This is a genomic window from Paracoccus sanguinis, from assembly GCF_012689545.1.
Lineage (GTDB): Bacteria > Pseudomonadota > Alphaproteobacteria > Rhodobacterales > Rhodobacteraceae > Paracoccus > Paracoccus panacisoli.
On record NZ_CP051542.1, the window covers coordinates 1677435 to 1697744 of the forward strand.

Consider the following 20310-nt stretch of genomic DNA (forward strand, 5'->3'; position numbering starts at 1 on the left):
TCAGCCCGCCGGCTCGGACGCGGCCTTGGCGGCTGCCGCCCGCTCTTGCGCCATCTCGCGGGCCAGCGCGCGGGCCTTGCGGGCCTGGACGAAGCGGCGGTGGCGGTCCAGCTCGACGTTGATCAGCGCGCCGAGCATCACCGAGAACCCGGCGAGATAGAACCACATCAGCAGCGCCACCACCGCTCCGATCGAGCCATAGATACGGTTGTAGCTGTTGAAGCTGGCGAGATAGGCCGAGAACCCCACGGACGCCGCGCCCCAGGCCAGGGCCGCGAACAGCGACCCCCAGGTGAAGATCGGCGTGCGCGGGGTTTTGACGTTCGGCCCGTAGCGATAGAGGATGCCGATTCCGATCATCACGATGGCGAACATCGCCACCCACGGGACCGAACTGACCAGCCAGCTGCGCAGCGGGCCGTAGTCGAGGAAGTTGAACGCCAGCGGGACGATGACGATGGTGGCAAGCCCCATCAGCACCACGCCCACGATGGCAAGCGTCAGCACATAGGCCAGCACGAACCCGGTCAGGGTCGAGTGGGACCGCACCCCGTAGGCCGCGTTCAGCCCGCGGACCAGCGCATCGACCCCGGCCCGCGCGGCGATGGTCGCCACCACGAACGAGATCGCCGAGGCCCAGCCGAGCTGGGTGCGCCCGCCCGAGGTCAGCGCGTCGATCTGCGAATGCAGGATCTCGGCCGCACCGCCGGGGATGAAGTCGTCGACGTAGCGGTCGTAGTCCTGGATGATCGCCGGGTCGAACCACAGCCCCCACAGCGCGATCAGCGCTGCCATGCCGGGGAACACCGCGAACATCGCATAGAAGGCCACGCCCGCGGCGATCAGGCCCATGTGGATCTTGTCCATCCGCTCGAACAGCGCGGTGATGAAATGCCAGCTGTCGTGCATGTAGTCGACGAGCCAGCGGAACGCGGAACGGATCATGGCGCGCCTCCTGCCGGCAGATAGCGGTGCCACAGCGCCTTTTCGCCCATCCGGGCGACGAAGGCGGCGTGGGCGGTGATCTCGGCCGCAGTGAGGCGCGGCGCGAGCGGAACCGGGCGCGGGGCGCGGGGACCGGTCGAGACCTGCTGCTGTGCCTCGGTGCGCTGCCCGGGGCTGGCGACGAGAACGAGGTCCGGCTGGCGGCCGCCTATCAGCTCGAGATAGACCTCGGCCAGCAGCTCGCTGTCGAGCAATGCGCCGTGCAGCGTGCGGCCCGAGTTGTCGATCCCCCAGCGCCGGCAGAGCGCGTCGAGCGACACCGGCGCGCCCGGAAACTTCTCGCGCGCCATCGCCACCGTGTCGAGCGCACGGCTCATCGGCAGTGTGGGGCGGCCGGCGCGCCGCAGCTCCCAGTTGAGGAATTTCATGTCAAAGGGGGCGTTGTGGATGATCAGCCGGGCGTCGCCCACGAACTCGACGAAATCGGCCACGATCTCGGCGAAGCGCGGCTTGTCGGAGAGGAAGGCCGAGGTCAGCCCGTGCACGGCCAGCGCCTCGGCCGGCATGTCGCGCTCGGGGTTGATGTAGACGTGGAAATGCCGCCCGGTCGGCAGGTAGTTCATCAGCTCGATGGCGCCGATCTCGACGATGCGGTCGCCGGTGTCGGGGTCGAAGCCGGTGGTTTCGGTGTCGAGGACGATCTCACGCATGGGCCGCCCCGCTGGCGATGTCGTGCAGAATGGCGGCGACGGCGGCCTCGGCCTCGTCCAGGGTCTCGGTCGGGACGATCCAGTCGGCGCGGGCGCGTTTCTCGGCGTCCGGCATCTGCCGCGAGAGGATCAGCCCGAGCGTCGTGTCGGTCATGCCCGGCCGGGCGAGCACCCGGGCGCGCTGCACCTCGGGCGGGGCCGACGCGACGACGACGCCGTCCAGCCACGCCTCGGCCCCCGTCTCGAACAGCAGGGGGATGTCGAGGAGGACCACGGGCGCGGCGGCATGGCTGTCGATGAAGCTGCTGCGATCGGCGGCGACGAGCGGGTGGACGATGACCTCGAGCTCGGCCAGCCGGTGGGGCTCGGCGGCGAGGATGGTCTTGAGCGCGCCGCGGTCGATGCCGGTTTCGTCCAGCGCGGCGGGGAAGCGCGCGGCGACCGGGGCGACGGCCGCGCCGCCCGGCTGATAGAGCCGGTGCACGGCCGCGTCGGCGTCCCACACGGGCACGCCGCGGGCTGCGAACATCGCCGCCGTGGTGGTCTTGCCCATCCCGATTCCGCCAGTCAATCCGAGAAGATAGGTCATCCGAGCACCGCCTCGCGCAGGGCCTCGTCGACCTCGGGCTTGACGCCGAACCAGCGCTCGAACCCCGGCGCGGCCTGGTGCAGCAGCATCCCCAGCCCGTCCACGGTGCGGCAGCCGCGGGCGCGGGCGGCGCGCAGGAAATGGGTGTCGAGCGGCGTGTAGACGAGGTCGGTCACCAGCGCGTCCGGCGAAAGGGCGTCGAGCGGCAGACGCAGGGGCTGGGTGCCCTCCATCCCCATCGAGGTCGAGTTGACGACCGTGGCCGCGCCTTCGAGCATGTTGCCGGTCTGCGCCCAGTCGTAGACGACGACGCGGGCGCCGAACTCGGCCCGGATCTGGTCGGCGCGGATGCGGGTGCGGTTGGCGATGCGCAATTCTGGCACCCCGCATTCCAGCAGCGCCGCCACCACGGCCCGCGCGGCGCCGCCGGCGCCGATCACCGCGGCCGGCCCGGCGCTCGCGCTCCAGTCCGGGGCGTGCTGCTGGAGGTTGGCGATGAAGCCGTAGCCATCGGTGTTGTCGGCGTGGATGCGCCCATCGGGGCGGAAGATCAGCGTGTTCGCCGCCCCGATCAGCGAGGCGCGGTCGGTGACGATGTCGGCGAGCGCGAGGGCGGCTTCCTTGTGCGGGATGGTGACGTTGCAGCCGACGAAGCCGGCGCGCGGCAGGGCGTGCAGCACCTGGCCCAGATGTTCAGGCGCGACGGCGAGGGGGACGTAGTGGCCCGCGATCCCGTAGCGGCGCAGCCAATGAGCGTGCAGCCGCGGCGAGCGGGAGTGGGCGACCGGCCAGCCGATCACCCCCGCCAGGGGGATCGTCGCTGCGGGGGTCTGCGGCGGTGCAGGGTCGCGGGGGCTGGCATCCGGTGCGGCGCTCATCGGTCCTCGGCGGTCAGGCTGGGTCCAATCCTTACCCCCGGCGACCGTGAGTGGAAAGCATGTGGAGGACTCTGGGGATAGCTGCGGGGTCCGACGTGGGGTCGCGTGCGGAGAAATCGGAAGGTTGCGAGGCAGACGGCCGGACGGGCGCGGATCGGGGCGCTGGATCGCGCCGTTTTCCACACGTGCAAAACCGGGAGCGCTATTTCCCACCGGCTGTGGACATCGGAGCTATCCACAGGGGCGCGAGTGGGAACAAATATTTGATCTGAAATAAAAGTTTTCAAACTTGTTCAGAATTATCCGAAGGTTTTTCCGCGTCGTCGAACCTGTGGAAAAGAGCAAGCGTGGTGCCGGAACGCGCATATCCGCAGGCCCTACTGAATCATCATCCTTTCTTCTTCTCTTTTCTTTTGAGATAGCAGGGCCGTCCTTGAACCTGGCGGCACCATGATCTCTGACTGGCTGGCGACCCTTTATCCGTGGATCAAGTCGTTCCACGTGATGGCCGTGATCTCGTGGATGGCGGGGCTGTTCTACCTGCCGCGGCTCTACGTCTATCACGCCGAGCGCGGGCGCGGGGCGGGGGTCGAGCCTGACGAGAGCTTTGCGGTCATGGAGTTCAAGCTGTTGCGGGTGATCATGGGGCCGGCGTCGATCGCCACCTGGATCGCCGGTCTGGCGCTGGTCTTCACGCCGGGGATCGTGGACTGGTCGATGGTGTGGCCGTGGACCAAGGGGGCGAGCGTCATCGCCATGACGCTGTTTCATCACTGGCTGATGATCCAGCGGCGCCGACTGGCCGCCGGGCAGGGCCTGACCGGGCGGCAGTACCGGATGATGAACGAGGTCCCGACCCTGCTGATGGTCGTCATCGTGCTGTCGGTGATCGTCAAGTTCTGAGCGGTGCCGCGGTTTGACTCAGGGCCGGGTTTCGGCTATGTGCCGCCGGCGCGCCGTCCGGCCCGCATCCTCCTGACCCCGAGTCCCAGTCGCTGCGTCCTGCCGGGCGTTCGGCTGCCCGCATGGTGAACCGATGAGCGACGAACGTCTCAACCTGGCCGATCTCAAGGCCAAGAGCCCCGCCGACCTGCTGTCGATGGCGGAGGAGTGGGAGATCGAGAACGCCTCGACCATGCGCAAGGGCGAGATGATGTTCTCGCTGCTGAAGGAGCATGCCGAGGAAGGGTTTGACATCGGCGGGGACGGGGTGCTCGAGGTCGTGCAGGACGGCTTCGGCTTCTTGCGCTCGCCCGAGGCCAACTATCTGCCGGGGCCGGACGATATCTACGTGAGCCCGGACATGATCCGGCAGTACAGCCTGCGAACCGGTGACACGGTGGAAGGCGTCATCCGGGCGCCGGGCGAGAACGAGCGGTATTTCGCGCTGACGCGGGTGGAGAAGATCAACTTCGAGGACCCGGAGAAGGCGCGCCACAAGGTGGCGTTCGACAACCTGACGCCGCTCTATCCTAACGAGCGGCTGAAGATGGAGCTGGACGATCCGACGGTCAAGGACCGCTCGGCGCGGATCATCGATCTGGTGGCGCCGATCGGGAAGGGGCAGCGCTCGCTGATCGTCGCGCCGCCGCGGACCGGCAAGACGGTGCTGTTGCAGAACATTGCCCATTCCATCGAGCGCAATCACCCGGAATGTTATCTCATCGTCTTGCTGATCGACGAGCGGCCCGAAGAGGTGACGGATATGCAGCGGTCCGTGAAGGGCGAGGTGATCTCCTCGACCTTCGACGAGCCGGCGACGCGGCACGTCGCGGTGAGCGAGATGGTGATCGAGAAGGCCAAGCGGCTGGTCGAGCACAAGCGCGACGTCGTGATCCTGCTGGATTCGATCACCCGTCTGGGGCGGGCGTTCAACACGGTCGTGCCGTCGTCGGGTAAGGTGCTGACCGGGGGCGTGGATGCGAATGCGTTGCAGCGGCCGAAGCGGTTCTTCGGCGCGGCGCGGAACATTGAGGAGGGCGGGTCGCTGACCATCATCGCGACCGCGCTGATCGACACCGGCTCGCGCATGGACGAGGTGATCTTCGAGGAGTTCAAGGGCACCGGCAACAGCGAGATCGTGCTGGACCGCAAGGTGGCCGACAAGCGCGTCTTCCCGGCCATGGACATCCTCAAGTCCGGGACGCGGAAAGAGGAGCTGCTGGTCGACCAGAAGGACCTGCAGAAGACCTATCTGCTGCGCCGCATTCTGAACCCGATGGGGACCACGGACGCGATCGAGTTCCTGATCTCGAAGCTGAAGCAGACCAAGACCAATTCCGACTTCTTCGAGTCGATGAACGCCTGAGCATGGGATGGAGACGATCTACGCCGAAGCGACGCCTCCGGGTCGGGGCGGGGTCTCGATCGTCCGCCTGAGCGGACCGCGGGCGCGTGAGATCGGCGAAGCGCTGGCGGGGCCGCTTCCGCGTGCGCGGGTAACCTATCGCCGCGCGGTGCGGGACGAGGGGCTGATCGACGAGGCGTTGGTGCTGCGGTTCGACGCCGGGAAGAGTTTCACTGGCGACGAGATCGTCGAGTTCCAGGTGCATGGGGCGCCGGTCATCGTGCGGCGGTTGCAAGCCGCGCTGAGTGCGCGGGGCGCCCGGCTTGCCGAACCGGGCGAGTTCACACGGCGGAGTTTTCTCAACGGAACCATGGCGTTGAGTGGCGTCGAGGCGCTCTCAGACTTGCTCGCGGCCGAAACCGAAGCGCAGCGAGTCCAAGCGATGCGGGTGGTGTCCGGCGAGTTGGCGGCGTGGACCGCTGCGCTGCGCGAAAAGCTGATCCGGGCAGGGGCGCTGATCGAGGCGAGCCTCGACTTTGCCGATGAAGAGGTGCCGGAGGACGTGCCGCCGGAGGTCTTCGAGCTTCTTGCGGAGGTGCGGGCCCAGATCGGGCGGCAGATCCTCGGGGTGCCGGCAGCGGAGCGGATCCGGGCCGGGTTCGAGGTGGCGATCATCGGTCCACCGAATGCGGGGAAGTCGTCGTTGATGAACCGCATTGCGGGGCGCGAGGTGGCGCTGGTCAGCGACGAGGCGGGGACGACGCGCGACGTGCTTGAGCTGCGGACCGAGTTGGGCGGGCTGGCGGTGACGTTCCTCGACACGGCCGGACTGCGCGAGGCGGAGGACAAGGTCGAGCGGATGGGGGTCGCGCGGGCGCGCGACCGGGCGGCTGGGGCGGACCTGCGGGTGATCCTGCAGGACGAGAGTTTGACGGACGAGCAGCTGCGCGTGCCCGGTGATATCGTCGTTCGGTCGAAGGCCGATCTTGGCGCGGGCGATATTTCGGCCGTGACGGGCGCGGGGGTCGATGCGCTGTTGGCGCGCGTGGCCGACGAGCTGAAGGGGCGGGTTGCCGGGGCCGGTTTGGTCAGCCGGCATCGGCAGGCTGAGGCCTTGCGCGACGCTCATGGGGCGCTTGGCTTGACGGATCACACCATGCCGCCGGAAATCCTCGCCGAGGTGGTCCGCAATGTGTCAGCGCGGCTGGCCGAGGTGGTTGGACGGGTGGCGCCGGATGATTATCTGGACGAGGTGTTCTCGTCGTTCTGCATCGGCAAGTAGGGGTTTCACGTGAAGCATTTCGATGTCGCCGTGATCGGGGCCGGCCACGCCGGATTGGAGGCCGCTGCTGCTGCGGCCCGCCTCGGGGTGTCCGTCGCGCTGGTAACTATGCGGGTCGACGATGCAGGGACGATGTCGTGCAACCCCGCGATTGGCGGCTTGGGGAAGGGCCATCTGGTGCGTGAGATTGACGCGCTGGATGGGCTGATGGGGCGGCTGGCCGATGCCGCGGGGATCCAGTTCCGCTTGCTCAACCGGCGCAAGGGCCCGGCGGTTCAGGGGCCTCGGGCGCAAGCCGACAGGGGCCTGTACCGCGCCGCCGCCAGCGAGGCGCTGGCCAGCTATGAGGGCATTGAACTTGTCCTCGGGGAAGTCTCCGGGTTGCAGATTGGCGGCGATGGTGTCGAAGGCCTGGTCCTGGCAGACGGGACGGAAATCACTGCGAAAGCGGTCATCGTGACTGCCGGAACTTTCCTGAACGGCATCATCCACGTGGGTGACGTGTCGCGCCCCGCGGGTCGTTGGGGCGGGCAGGCCGCGCAGGGGCTTGGCGGCGCGCTGCTGACCCTCGGCCTGCCGCTGGGGCGGCTGAAGACGGGGACGCCGCCCCGTCTGGCCCGCAACAGCATCGCCTGGGACGAGCTTGACCAGCAGCCTGGTGACGACGATCCCGCGATGCTTTCGTTCCTTAGCGAGGCCCCAGTTGCCCCGCAGGTGTCCTGCGCGATCACCCACACGAACGAAGCCACCCACCAGATTATCCGCGACAACCTCGGGCGGTCGGCGATGTACGGCGGCCGCATCGACGGGATCGGGCCGCGCTACTGCCCGTCGATCGAGGACAAGGTCGTGCGCTTTGCCGACAAGGGCTCTCACCAGATCTTCCTTGAGCCGGAAGGGCACGACAGTCCGTTAGTCTATCCGAACGGCATCTCGACCTCACTGCCCGAGGACGTGCAGCTTGCCTACGTGAGGTCGATCCGCGGCCTGGAGGCTGCCGAGATCGTGCAGCCCGGCTATGCCGTCGAGTATGACTATATCGACCCCCGCGCGCTCAAGCCCACGCTCGAACTGCGGGCTGTGCGGGGTCTGTACCTGGCGGGACAGATCAACGGTACCACCGGTTACGAAGAGGCAGCGGCCCAAGGGCTGGTCGCAGGGATGCACGCAGCCTGTGCGATCACGGGCCGAACCCCGGTACCGTTCAGTCGCGCCAACAGCTACATCGGCGTGATGATCGACGATCTGACGACCCGGGGCGTCACCGAGCCCTACCGGATGTTTACCTCGCGGGCCGAGTTCCGCCTGTCGCTACGCAGCGACAACGCCGATCGCCGATTCACCCCGGCGGGGATCGAAACCGGTCTCGTCGCGGATGACCGCCGCGCGGCCTTCACCCACAGGTTGCGCCGCTATCAGAGCCTCCGCTCGCTGACCGAAAGCATCTCGCTGACGCCGACCGAGCTTGCGGCGAGGGGTATCCTGGCCCGGCAGGATGGTCAGCGCCGCACGTTGTTCACGCTGCTGTCGCAATCCGACCTCGATCCCTCGATCGTCCTTGCGGCGCTGCCAGACGACGCCCCTGCCGACCCAACCACGCTGGGAATGGTCCGAGCCGACGCGCTCTACGCTCAGTTTGCCGAACGCCAGGACCGCGACGCGGACGCCCTTCGTCGTCTGGAGGCCATCGCGATCCCCGACTGGCTCGACTTCACCGTGATGCCCGGTCTGTCCAACGAATTGAAGTCCAAACTGACCGCTCGCCGTCCGGCCACCGTGGCGGCGGCGGGCGCCATCGAGGGGATCACCCCCGCGGCGCTGACGCTCATCCTCGCCCATATTCGTGCTGGCCGGTCGGCGGCATGAGTGCTTCACGTGAAGCACGACTGGCCACCTACGCAGCCCTGCTCCGAAAATGGAACCCGGCAATCAACCTCGTCGCACCAGCAACACTTGCTGACCTTGAGGAACGCCACCTCGCTGATAGCGCCCAATTGGCGGACCTTGCTCCTGCCGACGGCGACTGGCTGGACATCGGCAGCGGCGGCGGTCTGCCCGGCCTCGTGGTTGCAATCTGCCATCCCGACCGCCTGACCCGTCTGGTCGAATCCGACCGTCGCAAGGTCGCCTTCCTGCAATCCGCCATCCGCACCCTCGATCTCTCCCAGTGCGAGGCCGTCGCGGCGCGCATCGAAACCCTCGCCCCGGCCAATGCCCGCCACCTTAGCGCCCGTGCGCTTGCCCCCTTGAGCCGCCTCGTGCCATATCTTGATCGGCATCTGGCACTGGGCGGGACGGGTTGGCTGATGAAGGGGCGGAACTGGCAGGCGGAACTCGAGGCTGCGGGCCCACTCCCTAACTACCGCGTCACCGCACACCCGAGCGTGACCGACGCCGAGGCCGCAATCCTGCAGCTCGACAGGCTTTCCGCGTGACCGACCGTCAGATCATCGCCATCGCCAACCAGAAGGGCGGGGTCGGCAAGACCACGACGGCCATCAACCTCGGCGCGGCGCTGGCCGAACTGGGGCGCAGCGTCACTATCCTTGACCTCGACCCACAAGGGAATGCCTCGACAGGCCTCGGCATCCCCGCCCACCAGCGGCAACCGAGCAGCTACGACCTGCTGATTGGCGACGCCCGCCTGACAGACTGCATCCGCCCGACGGCCCACCCCGGCCTCAGCGTCATCCCGGCGACCGCCGATCTCGCATCGGCCGAACTCGACATTGCCGACCGCGCCCGCCGGGTGCAGTTGCTTGCCGACGCGCTGACCGATGCCGAAGGCACGATCCTCATCGACTGTCCGCCCGCGCTCGGCCTCCTCACCCTCAACGCGATGGTCGCCGCCGACAGCCTCGTCGTCCCCCTGCAGGCCGAGTTCTACGCCCTCGAAGGCCTCTCGCAGCTGATGCTCACCGTCCGCCAGGTCCGCAGCAGCGCCAACCCGCGACTACGGATCGAGGGCGTGCTGCTCACCATGTCGGACTCGCGTAACAACCTCTCCCAACAGGTCGAGGCCGACGCCCGCGAAACCCTCGGCCCGCTGGTCTTCGACACCGTCGTCCCCCGCAACGTGCGCGTCTCCGAATCGCCCTCGCACGCGCTGCCGGTCATCCACTACGACCCCGCGTCCAAGGGCAGCGCCGCCTATCGCGCCCTCGCGCGCGAGATCACCGCCGCCGCCGACCGCCGCAGAACGGAGCCCGCCCATGGCTGACGCCCGCCCCCGCAAAGCCAGCCTTGGCCGCGGCCTGTCCGCCCTGATGGCCGACGTCGACCTGACCCCGGGTAGCAGCCCGCAGCCGACCCGTGCGATTCCGGTCGAACAGATCACGCCCAACCCCGACCAGCCACGCCGCGTCTTCGACCCCGACGCGCTCGCCGAACTCGCGGCCTCGCTCAAGAACCGCGGCGTGCTGCAGCCGCTGATCGTCCGTCCGCACCCGACCGAGCCGGGCCTCTACCAGATCGTCGCCGGCGAACGCCGCTGGCGCGCGGCCCAGATCGCGCAACTCCATGAACTTCCAGCGATTATCCGCGAACTGGACGACACCGAGGTGCTCGAGGTCGCACTGATCGAGAACATCCAGCGCGCCGACCTCAACGCCATTGAGGAAGCCGCCTCGTTCCGCCAGCTCATGGACCGCTTCGGCCACACCCAGGACAAGCTGGCCGAGGCGCTCGACAAGAGCCGCAGCCACATTTCCAACCTGCTGCGCCTCCTGAACCTGCCCGAGCAGGTCCAGACCTTCGTCCGCGACGGCAAGCTGAGCGCAGGCCACGCCCGCGCCCTGATCACGACGCCCGACCCGGTCGGGCTGGCCCGCCGGGTCATCGAGCGCGGCCTGTCGGTGCGCGAAACCGAAGCGCTGGCCCGTCAGGCGACGCAAAAGCGCGAGACCCCCGCCGAAAAGCCCCGCGCCGAAAAAGACGCTGACACCCGCGCCATCGAATCGGATCTCGGTGCGCAACTCGGGATGCGTGTCCGGATCGAACACGTCGGCCAAGACGGCGGGCGCCTGACCGTCACCTACCGCGACCTCGACCAGCTCGACCGTCTCTGCCAGCTCCTCAGCGCCGGCGACTGAGCCAGCGCCTCAGGCCAGCGCCCGCAGGATCGCATTGAGCACCGGCCGCCCCGCGGCCGTGACCCGCAGCCGGTCCGCGTCGGTCTCGACGAACCCCATGCCGCGCAGCTCCTCGACGGCCCGCGCATCCAGCTCCCGGCCGGCCAGCCGCGCATAGCGTCCCAAGCCCATTCCCTCGGCCAGCCGCAACGACATGAGCAGATACTCCGTGGCCTGCTCGTCCCGCGGCACCACCACCCGCGGCGCCTCGCCGGACCCGGCATCGACAGCAGCCAACCACGCGCCCGGCGCCCGCGGCGCTTCGGTCGCCCACCGCTGACCGTCGAGCGTCACCCGCCCGTGCGCGCCCGGCCCGATCCCGACCCAATCCCCCTGTCGCCAATAGACGAGGTTGTGCCGGCTCTCGGATCCCGGCGCCGCATGGTTCGAGACCTCATACGCCGGCATCCCGTGCGCGGCACAAATATCCTGCGTTTCCAGATACATATCAGCGGCAAGATCATCGTCCGGCAGACCGCGCAGCTTCCCGGCCGCGGCCCGCGCCCCGAACACTGTCCCGTCCTCGACGGTCAGCTGGTAAAGCGACAGGTGATCCACGGCCATCGACAGCGCCTCGCGCAACTCCCGTCGCCAGGCCTCGCGCGACTGGTCCTGCCGGGCATAAATCAGATCGAAACTCACCCGGCCGAAGCATCCCCGCGCGACGTCGAACGCCGCCCGCGCCTCGGCGACGGTGTGCATCCGCCCCAGCCGGCGCAGATCGGCGTCGTCGAGCGCCTGCACCCCCATCGACAGCCGGTTCACCCCGGCGTCGGCATAGGCCTGGAACCGCCCCCGCTCGACACTGCCGGGGTTGGCCTCGAGGGTGATCTCGATGTCGTTGGCCAGCGGCCACGCCGCCCGTGCGGCGTGGATCACCCCCGCCACCACCTCCGGCGCCATCAGCGAGGGCGTGCCGCCGCCGAAGAACAGGCTGCCCAGCACCCGACCCGGGGTCTCTGCCGCAGCCCGGGCGATCTCGGCCACATAGGCCGCCAGCCACCGCCCCTGGTCGATGGTCACCGCGACATGGCTGTTGAAGTCGCAATACGGGCATTTCGAGGCGCAGAAGGGCCAGTGGACGTACAGCCCGAACCCGCCGTTCCGCCAGTCCTCGCTCATTCCCGCAACGCCGTCACTTCGATCTCGACCTTCATCTCGGGCCGGATCAGGCCGGCCACCACCATCTTCGCCGCCGGTCGCACCTCGCCCAGCCAGCGCGCCAGAACCGGCGCGATCTCCCCGACAAGCGCGGCGTCGGTGATCGTGTACTGCACCCGCACCACGTCGCCCATTCCGAACCCGGCATCGGCCAGCACCGCCGCGATGGTGGAAAAGGCATTCTCCGCCTGATCCGCCGCCGCCTCGGGCATCGCCATCGCCGCGTAATCATAGCCCGTGGTGCCCGAGACGAAACACCACGACCCCTTCACCACCGCCCGGCTGTAGCCCAGCTCCGCCTCGAACGGCGACCCGCCCGAGATCCTACGCAAGCGCCGCCTCCAGCGCCGCAAAGGCGCGGGCCCGGTGGCTGATGGCATTCTTCTCGGCGAAATCCATCTCGGCATAGGTCCGGTCATGCCCGTCGGGGATGAACATCGGGTCATACCCGTGCCCGAGCGCCCCCCGCGGCGGCCAGACGAGCCGCCCCGGCGCCACGCCCTCGAACACCTGCTCCTCGCCCTCCGGCGTCAGCAGCACCAGCGTCGCCCGGAACTGCGCCCGCCGCGGCTCAGGGACGCCCCGCGCCTCGAGCGCCTCCCACGTCCGCCGCATCGCCTGCATGAAGTCCCGTCCGGCGCCGGTCTCGGCCCAGTCCGCGGTGTGCACACCAGGCGCCCCGTCCAGCCCGTCCACGGTGATCCCGCTGTCGTCCGCCAGAACCGGCAACCCCGTCGCCTCCATCGCCGCGCGGGCCTTGATCCGGGCATTGCCGACAAAACTCTCCTCGGTCTCGGCCGGCTCGGGAAGCCCGTGCTCGGCCGCGCCCGTCACGGTGATCCCCAGCGGCGCGAACAACGCCCGCATCTCCTCAAGCTTGCCGGCATTGTGCGTGGCGATCAGCAGCGTCCGCCCGGCCCACGCGCTCATGCCGCCGCCCCGATCGCCGCCTTCTGCGCCGCGACCAGCCCGGCCACGCCCTGCTCGGCCAGATCCAGCAGCTCGACCATCTGCGCGCGCGAGAACGCGGCGCCCTCGGCCGACATCTGCACCTCGATCAACCGACCCGCGCCGGTCATGACGAAGTTCCCGTCCGTCCCGGCCTCGCTGTCCTCGGCATAGTCGAGATCCAGCACCGGCTGCCCGGCATAGATGCCGCAGCTCACCGCCGCGACGTGATCGAGGATCGGGTCGCTGGTCAGCACCCGCGCCGCCAGCATCCGGTTCACCGCCAGCCGCAGCGCCACCCACCCCCCGGTGATCGCCGCGCAGCGGGTGCCACCGTCCGCCTGGATCACGTCGCAGTCGATGACGATCTGCCGCTCTCCCAGCGCCGGCCGGTCCACGCCCGCCCGCAGCGCGCGGCCGACAAGCCGTTGAATCTCTTGCGTTCTTCCAGACTGCTTCCCCGCCGCCGCCTCGCGCCGGTTGCGGGTGTGCGTCGCGCGCGGCAGCATCCCGTATTCCGCCGTGACCCAACCCTGCCCGGTGCCGCGCAGGAACGGCGGCGGCTTGTCCTCGACCGAGGCCGAGCACAGGACATGGGTGTTGCCGACCCGGATCAGGCACGAGCCTTCTGCATGGGCCATCACCCCGGTTTCGATTGAAATCGGCCGCAATTCGCCTAACGTCCTGCCAGAGGGTCGCATGGGGTGATCCTTTCCCGCCCGGTTGTCGGGCCCGGTCCGCGCCGGGCACCTGCCGCCGCTTTTCGCCGGGGCCGCATCGCCCGGCCCGTCACGGCCCGTCCAGATACAGGCCCCGCCCGCGCCACCGCAACCCGAATGCCCGACCCCGCCAACCCGCCCAGCCCGCCCGCAGGTCCGCTCGCCGACCTGAACGACCGCTCGCGCGAGGTCTTCCGCCGCGTGGTCGAACTCTACCTCGAGACCGGAGAGCCGGTCGGCTCGCGCACGCTGACCCGCGGCATGGCCGTGTCGGCGGCGACGATCCGCAACGTGATGCAGGACCTCGAATACATGGGCCTGCTCGAAAGCCCCCACGTCTCGGCCGGCCGCTTCCCGACCCAGCAGGGCCTGCGCCTCTTCGTGGACGGGCTGATGGAGGCCGGGCCGATCCGCCCCGAGGATCGCGCTATGATCGCCGAGATCGTCGGCGACACCGCCCCCGACACGGGCGCGCTGCTCGACCGCGTCTCGACCGCCCTCTCGCGCCTCACCCGGGGCGCCTCGGTGGTGCTCATGCCGCGCCAGGCCGAGGCGCCGCTGAAGCACATCGAGTTCGTGAGCCTCGCCCCCGACCGGGCGCTGGTGATCCTCGTCTTCGCCGACGGCCGGGTGGAGAACCGCCTGTTCAGCCCGCCCCCCGGCCAGACCCCCAGCTCGCTGCGCGAGGCCGGCAACTTCCTCTCGGCCCGCGCCGAGGGCCACACGCTCGCCGAGCTGCGCCGCGACATGGCGACCCACATCGCCCAGGGCCGGCGCGAGATCGACAGCCTCGCTGCGCAGTTGGCCGAGGCCGGCCTCGCCTCGTGGGACGCCGAGGCCCCCGACCCGCGCCTGATCGTCCGCGGCCGCGCGCATCTGCTGGAACACGAGGCCGCCGACCTCGACCGCATCCGCAGCCTCTTCGACGACCTCGAGCGCAAGCGCGACATCGCCCGCTTCCTCGAACTCGCCGAAGAGGGCGAGGGCGTGAGGATCTTCATCGGCTCCGAGAACCAGCTTTTCTCACTTTCGGGTTCCTCTCTCGTCGTTTCCTCCTATATGAACGCTGACCGAAAGATCGTGGGCGCCGTGGGCGTGATCGGGCCGACCCGGCTCAATTACGGGCGCATCGTCCCGATCGTGGATTACACCGCCCAGCTGGTCGGTCGGGTGCTGTCCGACCGGAAAGGATGAGACGATGAGCGACACGCCAAACCCCAACGACCTGTCCGACATTCCGCTGGATGCCGACCGCCCCACGGCGCTCGACGACCTGCTCGACCAGGACGCCGCGGACCCGATGGCCGCGCTGGCGGCCGAGCGCGACGACTACCGCGACCGCTTCATGCGGGCGCTGGCGGATGCCGAGAACGCCCGCAAGCGCGCCGACAAGGACCGCCGCGAGGCCGAGAACTACGGCGGCTCACGCCTCGCCCGCGACCTGCTGCCTGTTTATGACGCCCTGCACCGCGCGATCGAGGCGGCCGGGGCCGAGCGCGCCGCCGCCCCGCAGCTGATCGAGGGGGTCGAGCTGACTCTGCGCGAGCTGCAGAACGTCTTTTCCCGCCACGGCATCCGGGTAATCAGCCCCGCCCCGGGCGACCGTTTCGACCCGCAGAGCCACGAGGCGATGTTCGAGGCCCCGGTCCCGAACACCAGCGCCGGCGACATCATCCAAGTGATGTCCAACGGCTTCATGCTGCACGACCGGCTGCTCAGGGCGGCGCAGGTCGGCGTGTCCTCGACCCCGGCCAGCGCCGGCTGAGCGGCGCGGGGACGGCCTCGGCCCGATGCCTGACCCGATCCTCCGACCCGAGGCGGTGTTCGACGGCCACCGCCTCGTCCGCGGCGTGGCGCTGCGCCTGTCGGACCCCCCACAGATCGTCCCGGACCCGCCGGCAGACGCCCGGCCCATCGCCGGCATCGTCAGCCCCGGCCTCATCGACCTGCAGGTGAACGGCGGCGGCGGGGTGCTGTTCAACGCCGATCCCTCGCCCGAGGGCATCGCCGCGATCCTCGCCGCGCACCGCCGCTTCAGCACCACGCGCCTCCTCCCCACGCTCATCACCGACGCCCCCGAGGTCGCCGAGGCCGCCGCCGCCGCCATCCGCGCCGCCTGGGGCACCCCCGGCCTGCTCGGCCTGCACCTCGAAGGCCCCCACATCGCCCCCGCCCGCCGCGGCACCCACGCCGCGCGGCATATCCGCCCCCTCGACGACCGCACCCTGACGCTGGCCGAGTCGCTGCGCGCCGACGGCATCCCGCTCCTCCTCACCCTCGCCCCCGAGGCCGCCGCCCCCGCCCAGATCGCCCGGCTCGCCGCCGCGGGCGTGGTCGTCTCGCTCGGCCACAGCGACGCCACCGCCGCCGAAACCGAGGCCGCGCTGGCCGCAGGCGCACGAAATTTCACTCATCTTTTCAACGCGATGTCGCAGATGCAGGGGCGCGAGCCCGGCATGGTCGGCGCAGCGATCCTCTCGGACGCCGAGATCGGCATGATCTGCGACGGCCACCACGTCAGCGACGCCATGCTGACCCTCGCCCTGCGCGCTCACGGTGCGGGCCGCTGCCACATCGTCTCGGACGCCATGCCGACGGTCGGCGGCCCGGACCACTTCACCCTCTACGGCCAGACGATCCGCGTGTCCGACGGCCGCCTGATCAACGCCGAAGGCCGCCTCGCCGGCGCCCACACGACGATGGCCGACGGGGTCGCCCGTCTCGCCAACACCCTCGGCCAGCCCCTGGAAACCGCCCTGCGCATGGCGATCACCAACCCCGCCCGCGTCATCGGCACCGACCCGTCGCTCGAATCCCAGCCCGCCGCCGACCTGCTGCTCTGGGATGCCGCGCTCAAACCGCGCTTCCTCACCGACGCGCTGGGCTGATCGCGCCTACATCACCGCGCCGATCTGCCAGGGCACGAACTCGTTATCCCCAAGCCCCAGCGCCTCGCTCTTGGTGACCTGACCCGAGGCCGTCGCCACGATCAGCGCCACGATCTCGCGCGCCTTCGCCTCGAGGCTGACTCCCCGCGACAGCACGTCGCCGCAGTTCAGGTCCATGTCGTCCGGCATCGCCGCGTAAAGCTGGTCGTTCGTGGCCAGCTTGATCGTCGGCGCAGGTTTCGAACCGAACGCCGACCCGCGCCCGGTGGTGAACACGATCAGCTGCGCGCCGCCCGCGATCTGCCCCGTGACCGACACCGGGTCATACCCGGGCGTGTCCATGAAGCTCAGCCCCGGCGCGGTGATCGGCGCACCATAGGCCAGCACGTCGTTGAGCGGCGAGCTGCCCGCCTTGGCCACCGCTCCCAGCGACTTTTCCAGGATCGTCGTCAGCCCGCCGGCCTTGTTCCCCGGACTGGGATTGTTGTCCATCGAGCCGCCGTTCCTGGCGCAGTAATCTTCCCACCAGCGGATCTGCGCCAGCAGCCGCTCGGCCAGTTCCGGCCGCGCCACCCGCTCGAGCAGCAGCCGCTCGGCGCCATAGATCTCCGAGGTCTCCGACAGCACGACCGAGGCGCCCTGCGCGGCAAGCATGTCGCAGGCCACCCCCAGCGCCGGGTTGGCAGTCACCCCCGACAGCCCGTCCGAGCCGCCGCATTGCAGGCCGATCGCCAGCGCTGACAGCGGCGCCGGGGCGCGGGTCGCGCGGTTCACCTCGGGCAGCATTTCGCGCACCCGCGCCTTGATAGCGTCGATCGTGGCGCGGGTGCCGCCGGTCTCCTGGATGGTCAGCCCGTGAAACCGCGCCGCCTCGCCCAGCTCCTGCTTCATCCGGGCGATCTGCATCACCTCGCAGCCCAGCCCGACGAACAGCGCGGCCGCGACGTTTGGATGCCCGGCGTGGCCTGCGAGCACACGCTGCAACGCCCCGAACCCCTCGCCGGTCGCGGCCATCCCGCAACCCGTGCCGTGGGCAAAGGCCGCCACTCCATCCACGTTCGGATACGCGTCGAGCGCGCCCTCGATCCGCAGCTCTTCCGCGGCCCGGCGGATCACCGTGGCGGAACAATTCACCGTCGCCACCAGCGCGATGAAGTTCCGGGTGCCGACCTGCCCGCCCGGGCGGTGATAGCCGAGAAAGCTGTCCTGCGGTCCGGCAAAGCGGTCGCGCGCCGCCTCGGCCGCGGCCAGCCCCGCGCCGGGGGCGTAGTCGCGGCCATGCTCGCCAAACACCATGTTGTGCGTGTGGACGTGCTCACCCGGCGAGATCGGCGCGGTCGCGTAGCCGATCACCTGCCCGTACTTGATGACCGCCTCGCCGGGCGCCATCGCCCGCAGCGCCACCTTGTGCCCCTGCGGCGCCACTCCCCGTGCGGTCAGGATCGCCACGCTGTCGGCGGGGTTGAGGATGATCTGGTCAGCCATGCGTCACCTCCCGGGCGCTCGCGCGCGCCCCCTGTTGCACTAACCGGGTCAGCGCGCCAGTGAGGTCGCGGCGGAACCCGGCGTCCCCGGCCAAGGCCGGCGGCACGACCTGCACGAGCTGCAGGAGCCCGTCCACCGTCGCCGCCGGATCGTTGTCGCGCCACAGCGCCGCGAGCTCAGCGGCGAGCGGGTCGCGCACGTCGATCGCCCCGCCCGTCTCGTCCATCCCCGAGACGTAGCGCAGCCACGCCGCCACCGCGAGCGTCAGCCCCGGCACGGGGTGCCCCGCGGCGCGCGCCTCGGCGATGGTCGAGAGGATGCGCTGCGGCAGCTTCTGGCTGCCGTCCATGGCGATCTGCCAGGTCCGGTGGCGGATCGCGGGATTGGCATAGCGTGCCGCAAGCGCCTGGGCATAGGCACCCAGATCGACGCCCGGCGGGGCGTCGAGAACCGGAATGATCTCGTCCCGCCACAGCCCCTGCACGAAGGCCGCGAACACCGGGTCCGCCATCGTATCGGAAATCGTCTCGTGGCCCGAGAGATAGCCCAGATAGGCCAGCGCCGAATGCGTGCCGTTCAGCATCCGCAGCTTCATGTGCTCGAATGGGGTGACGTCGGCCACGAGCTGCGCCCCCGCGGCCTCGACCCGTGGACGCGGCCCGGCAAAGCGGTCCTCGATCACCCATTGCAAGAACGGCTCGTGCAGGACCGGTGCCGCATCGTGAGTGCCGGCCGCGGCCTCGAGCCGGGCGATGTCGGCCGCCGTCGTGGCCGGCACGATCCGGTCCACCATGCTCGAGGGGAACGCCACCGTCTCGGCGATCCAGTCCGCAAGCGCCGGATCGATCAGCGCGGCAAGTTCCGTCACCACACCGCGCGCCACCCGCCCGTTCTCGGGCAGGTTGTCGCAGCAGAGGACCGTGACCGGCCCCAGTCCCCGCGCCCGCCGCAGCGCCAGCGCGCGAACCAGATACCCCGGCGCCGAACGTGGCAACGGGTGGGCGATGTCGTGGCGGATGTCCGGATGACTGCGGTCCAGCCGCCCGTTGGCCGGTTCATGGCAATAGCCCTTTTCGGTCACCGTCAGGCTGACGACCGCAACCTCTGGCGCGGCCATCGCCTCCAGCACCGCGGCGGGCGCCTCGGGCGCAACCAGCACGTCGCGCAGGATCTCGACGACCTGGGCCCGGCTGCCGTCAGGGCCGAGTTCCAGCGCCGTGTAGGCCCATCCCTGCGGCTTCAGCCGATCCCGGGTGTCGGGTGAGCGCAGTGAGACACCCGTGATCCCCCAGTCCTCATCCGCCGCCGCGGCCGCACGCGCGATCACCAGCGCGCCGTGGGCACGAAAGAACGCACCAAGCCCGAGGTGAACGATGCGGGCCGGTGTGTGGGCGGAGGTGCGGGTCAGGCGTTGGTTCACACGAGCGGCTCCTAACGACCCGACGAGGGTGACGATCAAAAATTGTATACCAGATGAGATAACGACAGCGCAGCGAATTGCAAACCCCGCGCGCCGCGCCGGCCGCCCGGCCCCTGGGCGCGTCCCCAAGTCCCCCACTTTCCGCCGACTTGCGCGACCTCGGCCGCTGGCTCACGCTCGCAGCCATATGGTTTAGCGGAGGACGAACCATGGTGAACATCCACCCCGCCGTGGACAACGGCATCCCGCGCGCGGCGCCGGGCTTTTCCGGCGGGACGCTGACCTGCCACTGCGCCAGCGACCCGGTCAAGGTCCGCGTCGGCGCCCAGACCGCGCACAACCACGTCTGCGGCTGCACCAAGTGCTGGAAGCCCGACGGCGCGATCTTCGCCCAGATCGCCGTCGTCGGCCGCGACGCGGTCGAGGTGCTCGAGAACGGCGACAAGCTCGCCATCGTCAACAAGGACGCCCCGATCCAGCGCTACGCCTGCACCGGCTGCGGCGTGCACATGTACGGCCGCATCGAGAACACCGAGCACCCGTTCTACGGGCTCGACTTCGTCCACACCGAGCTGTCGGACGAGGACGGCTGGTCCGAGCCGGGCTTTGCCGCCTTCGTCTCGTCGATCATCGAATCGGGGGTCAGCCCCGACCGCATGGACGCGGTGCGCGCCCGGTTGCGCGAGATCGGGCTCGAACCCTATGACGCGCTCTCGCCGCCGCTGATGGACGCCATCGCCACGCATGTGGCCAAGAAATCCGGCAAGCTCGGCACGCTGCACGTCTGAGCCGGCGCCGGCCAAGCCATCCCGCGGGGGCCGGTTCGCGCCGGCCCCCCGAGCCATGACCAGAACCACGACCAGACCCT

21 protein-coding genes are annotated in these 20310 nt (G+C 69.7%); 11 read left to right on the forward strand and 10 right to left on the reverse strand.

Annotation, left to right across the window (positions count from 1 at the left end; translation table 11 throughout):
* The 4 genes from HGN31_RS07985 to HGN31_RS08000 are packed head-to-tail and all read right to left on the reverse strand — an operon-like array spanning position 1 to position 3122.
* Positions 1-945 carry a YihY/virulence factor BrkB family protein gene (locus tag HGN31_RS07985; protein ID WP_244960930.1) on the reverse strand — a complete coding sequence of 315 codons (945 nt, stop codon included), beginning with the start codon at positions 943-945 and terminating at the stop codon, positions 1-3.
* A complete protein-coding gene (dnaQ, locus tag HGN31_RS07990) occupies positions 942-1655 on the reverse strand; it encodes a DNA polymerase III subunit epsilon (RefSeq protein ID WP_168782869.1) in 714 nt (237 codons plus the stop codon). The genes HGN31_RS07985 and dnaQ overlap by 4 nt, the downstream gene beginning before the upstream one ends.
* On the reverse strand, positions 1648-2244 hold the full coding sequence (gene coaE / locus HGN31_RS07995) for a dephospho-CoA kinase (protein WP_168782870.1): 597 nt from the start codon (positions 2242-2244) through the stop codon (positions 1648-1650). Before coaE ends, dnaQ begins: the two co-directional genes overlap by 8 nt.
* A complete protein-coding gene (locus HGN31_RS08000; protein WP_168782871.1) occupies positions 2241-3122 on the reverse strand; it encodes a shikimate dehydrogenase in 882 nt (293 codons plus the stop codon). The genes coaE and HGN31_RS08000 overlap by 4 nt, the downstream gene beginning before the upstream one ends.
* Positions 3123-3572: 450 nt before the next feature.
* On the opposite strand from HGN31_RS08000, the gene HGN31_RS08005 reads away from it, so the two are divergent.
* From HGN31_RS08005 to HGN31_RS08035, 7 genes are all read left to right on the forward strand, one after another.
* Complete coding sequence (locus HGN31_RS08005) at positions 3573-4025, forward strand: CopD family protein (protein ID WP_425325315.1); 453 nt, start codon at positions 3573-3575, stop codon at positions 4023-4025.
* Between the two features lie 133 nt (positions 4026-4158).
* Positions 4159-5430, forward strand: a complete 1272-nt coding sequence (rho, locus tag HGN31_RS08010) for a transcription termination factor Rho (RefSeq protein ID WP_168782872.1) — start codon at positions 4159-4161, stop codon at positions 5428-5430.
* Positions 5431-5437: 7 nt separating this feature from the next.
* Positions 5438-6691, forward strand: a complete 1254-nt coding sequence (gene mnmE, locus HGN31_RS08015) for a tRNA uridine-5-carboxymethylaminomethyl(34) synthesis GTPase MnmE (RefSeq protein ID WP_168782873.1) — start codon at positions 5438-5440, stop codon at positions 6689-6691.
* 9 nt (positions 6692-6700) lie between these two features.
* Positions 6701-8557, forward strand: coding sequence for a tRNA uridine-5-carboxymethylaminomethyl(34) synthesis enzyme MnmG (mnmG, locus tag HGN31_RS08020; RefSeq protein ID WP_168782874.1), 1857 nt, complete (start codon positions 6701-6703; stop codon positions 8555-8557).
* Positions 8554-9126: a 16S rRNA (guanine(527)-N(7))-methyltransferase RsmG gene (gene rsmG, locus HGN31_RS08025; RefSeq protein WP_168782875.1), complete on the forward strand. Its 573-nt coding sequence runs from the start codon at positions 8554-8556 to the stop codon at positions 9124-9126. Before mnmG ends, rsmG begins: the two co-directional genes overlap by 4 nt.
* A complete protein-coding gene (locus tag HGN31_RS08030) occupies positions 9123-9911 on the forward strand; it encodes a ParA family protein (protein WP_043131416.1) in 789 nt (262 codons plus the stop codon). The genes rsmG and HGN31_RS08030 overlap by 4 nt, the downstream gene beginning before the upstream one ends.
* Positions 9904-10782 (forward strand): ParB/RepB/Spo0J family partition protein, encoded by an 879-nt coding sequence (locus HGN31_RS08035; RefSeq protein WP_168782876.1) that lies wholly within the window; start codon positions 9904-9906, stop codon positions 10780-10782. Before HGN31_RS08030 ends, HGN31_RS08035 begins: the two co-directional genes overlap by 8 nt.
* A gap of 9 nt (positions 10783-10791) precedes the next feature.
* Here the strand turns inward: HGN31_RS08035 and hemW are convergent, their stop codons facing one another.
* Genes hemW through rph form a run of 4 tightly spaced genes read right to left on the reverse strand, consistent with a single transcriptional unit; the run spans position 10792 to position 13631 of the window.
* Positions 10792-11943, reverse strand: a complete 1152-nt coding sequence (hemW, locus tag HGN31_RS08040) for a radical SAM family heme chaperone HemW (protein ID WP_168782877.1) — start codon at positions 11941-11943, stop codon at positions 10792-10794.
* Positions 11940-12314 (reverse strand): RidA family protein, encoded by a 375-nt coding sequence (locus HGN31_RS08045; protein WP_168782878.1) that lies wholly within the window; start codon positions 12312-12314, stop codon positions 11940-11942. Before HGN31_RS08045 ends, hemW begins: the two co-directional genes overlap by 4 nt.
* The gene (gene rdgB, locus HGN31_RS08050) at positions 12307-12912 is read right to left on the reverse strand and encodes an RdgB/HAM1 family non-canonical purine NTP pyrophosphatase (RefSeq protein ID WP_168782879.1); all 606 of its coding nucleotides are present in this window, start codon (positions 12910-12912) and stop codon (positions 12307-12309) included. Before rdgB ends, HGN31_RS08045 begins: the two co-directional genes overlap by 8 nt.
* Positions 12909-13631, reverse strand: coding sequence for a ribonuclease PH (gene rph, locus HGN31_RS08055; protein ID WP_036709291.1), 723 nt, complete (start codon positions 13629-13631; stop codon positions 12909-12911). The genes rdgB and rph overlap by 4 nt, the downstream gene beginning before the upstream one ends.
* Before the next feature lie 135 nt (positions 13632-13766).
* Here rph and hrcA point away from each other — a divergent pair, with 135 nt between their 5' ends.
* From hrcA to HGN31_RS08070, 3 genes are read left to right on the forward strand one after another with little or no spacing between them, the layout of a single operon-like run.
* The gene (gene hrcA / locus HGN31_RS08060) at positions 13767-14843 is read left to right on the forward strand and encodes a heat-inducible transcriptional repressor HrcA (protein WP_052176461.1); all 1077 of its coding nucleotides are present in this window, start codon (positions 13767-13769) and stop codon (positions 14841-14843) included.
* 4 nt (positions 14844-14847) lie between these two features.
* Entirely contained in the window at positions 14848-15414 is a 567-nt protein-coding gene (locus HGN31_RS08065) for a nucleotide exchange factor GrpE (RefSeq protein ID WP_036701082.1), read from the forward strand.
* A gap of 25 nt (positions 15415-15439) precedes the next feature.
* Positions 15440-16537, forward strand: coding sequence for an N-acetylglucosamine-6-phosphate deacetylase (locus HGN31_RS08070; RefSeq protein ID WP_168782880.1), 1098 nt, complete (start codon positions 15440-15442; stop codon positions 16535-16537).
* Between the two features lie 6 nt (positions 16538-16543).
* Here HGN31_RS08070 and HGN31_RS08075 read toward each other — a convergent pair whose 3' ends face one another.
* Entirely contained in the window at positions 16544-18022 is a 1479-nt protein-coding gene (locus HGN31_RS08075) for a UxaA family hydrolase (RefSeq protein ID WP_168782881.1), read from the reverse strand.
* Positions 18015-19442: a mannitol dehydrogenase family protein gene (locus HGN31_RS08080; RefSeq protein ID WP_244960932.1), complete on the reverse strand. Its 1428-nt coding sequence runs from the start codon at positions 19440-19442 to the stop codon at positions 18015-18017. Before HGN31_RS08080 ends, HGN31_RS08075 begins: the two co-directional genes overlap by 8 nt.
* Positions 19443-19651: 209 nt before the next feature.
* On the opposite strand from HGN31_RS08080, the gene gfa reads away from it, so the two are divergent.
* A complete protein-coding gene (gene gfa / locus HGN31_RS08085; protein WP_036732349.1) occupies positions 19652-20230 on the forward strand; it encodes an S-(hydroxymethyl)glutathione synthase in 579 nt (192 codons plus the stop codon).
* The last annotated feature ends 80 nt before the right edge of the window (positions 20231-20310 follow it).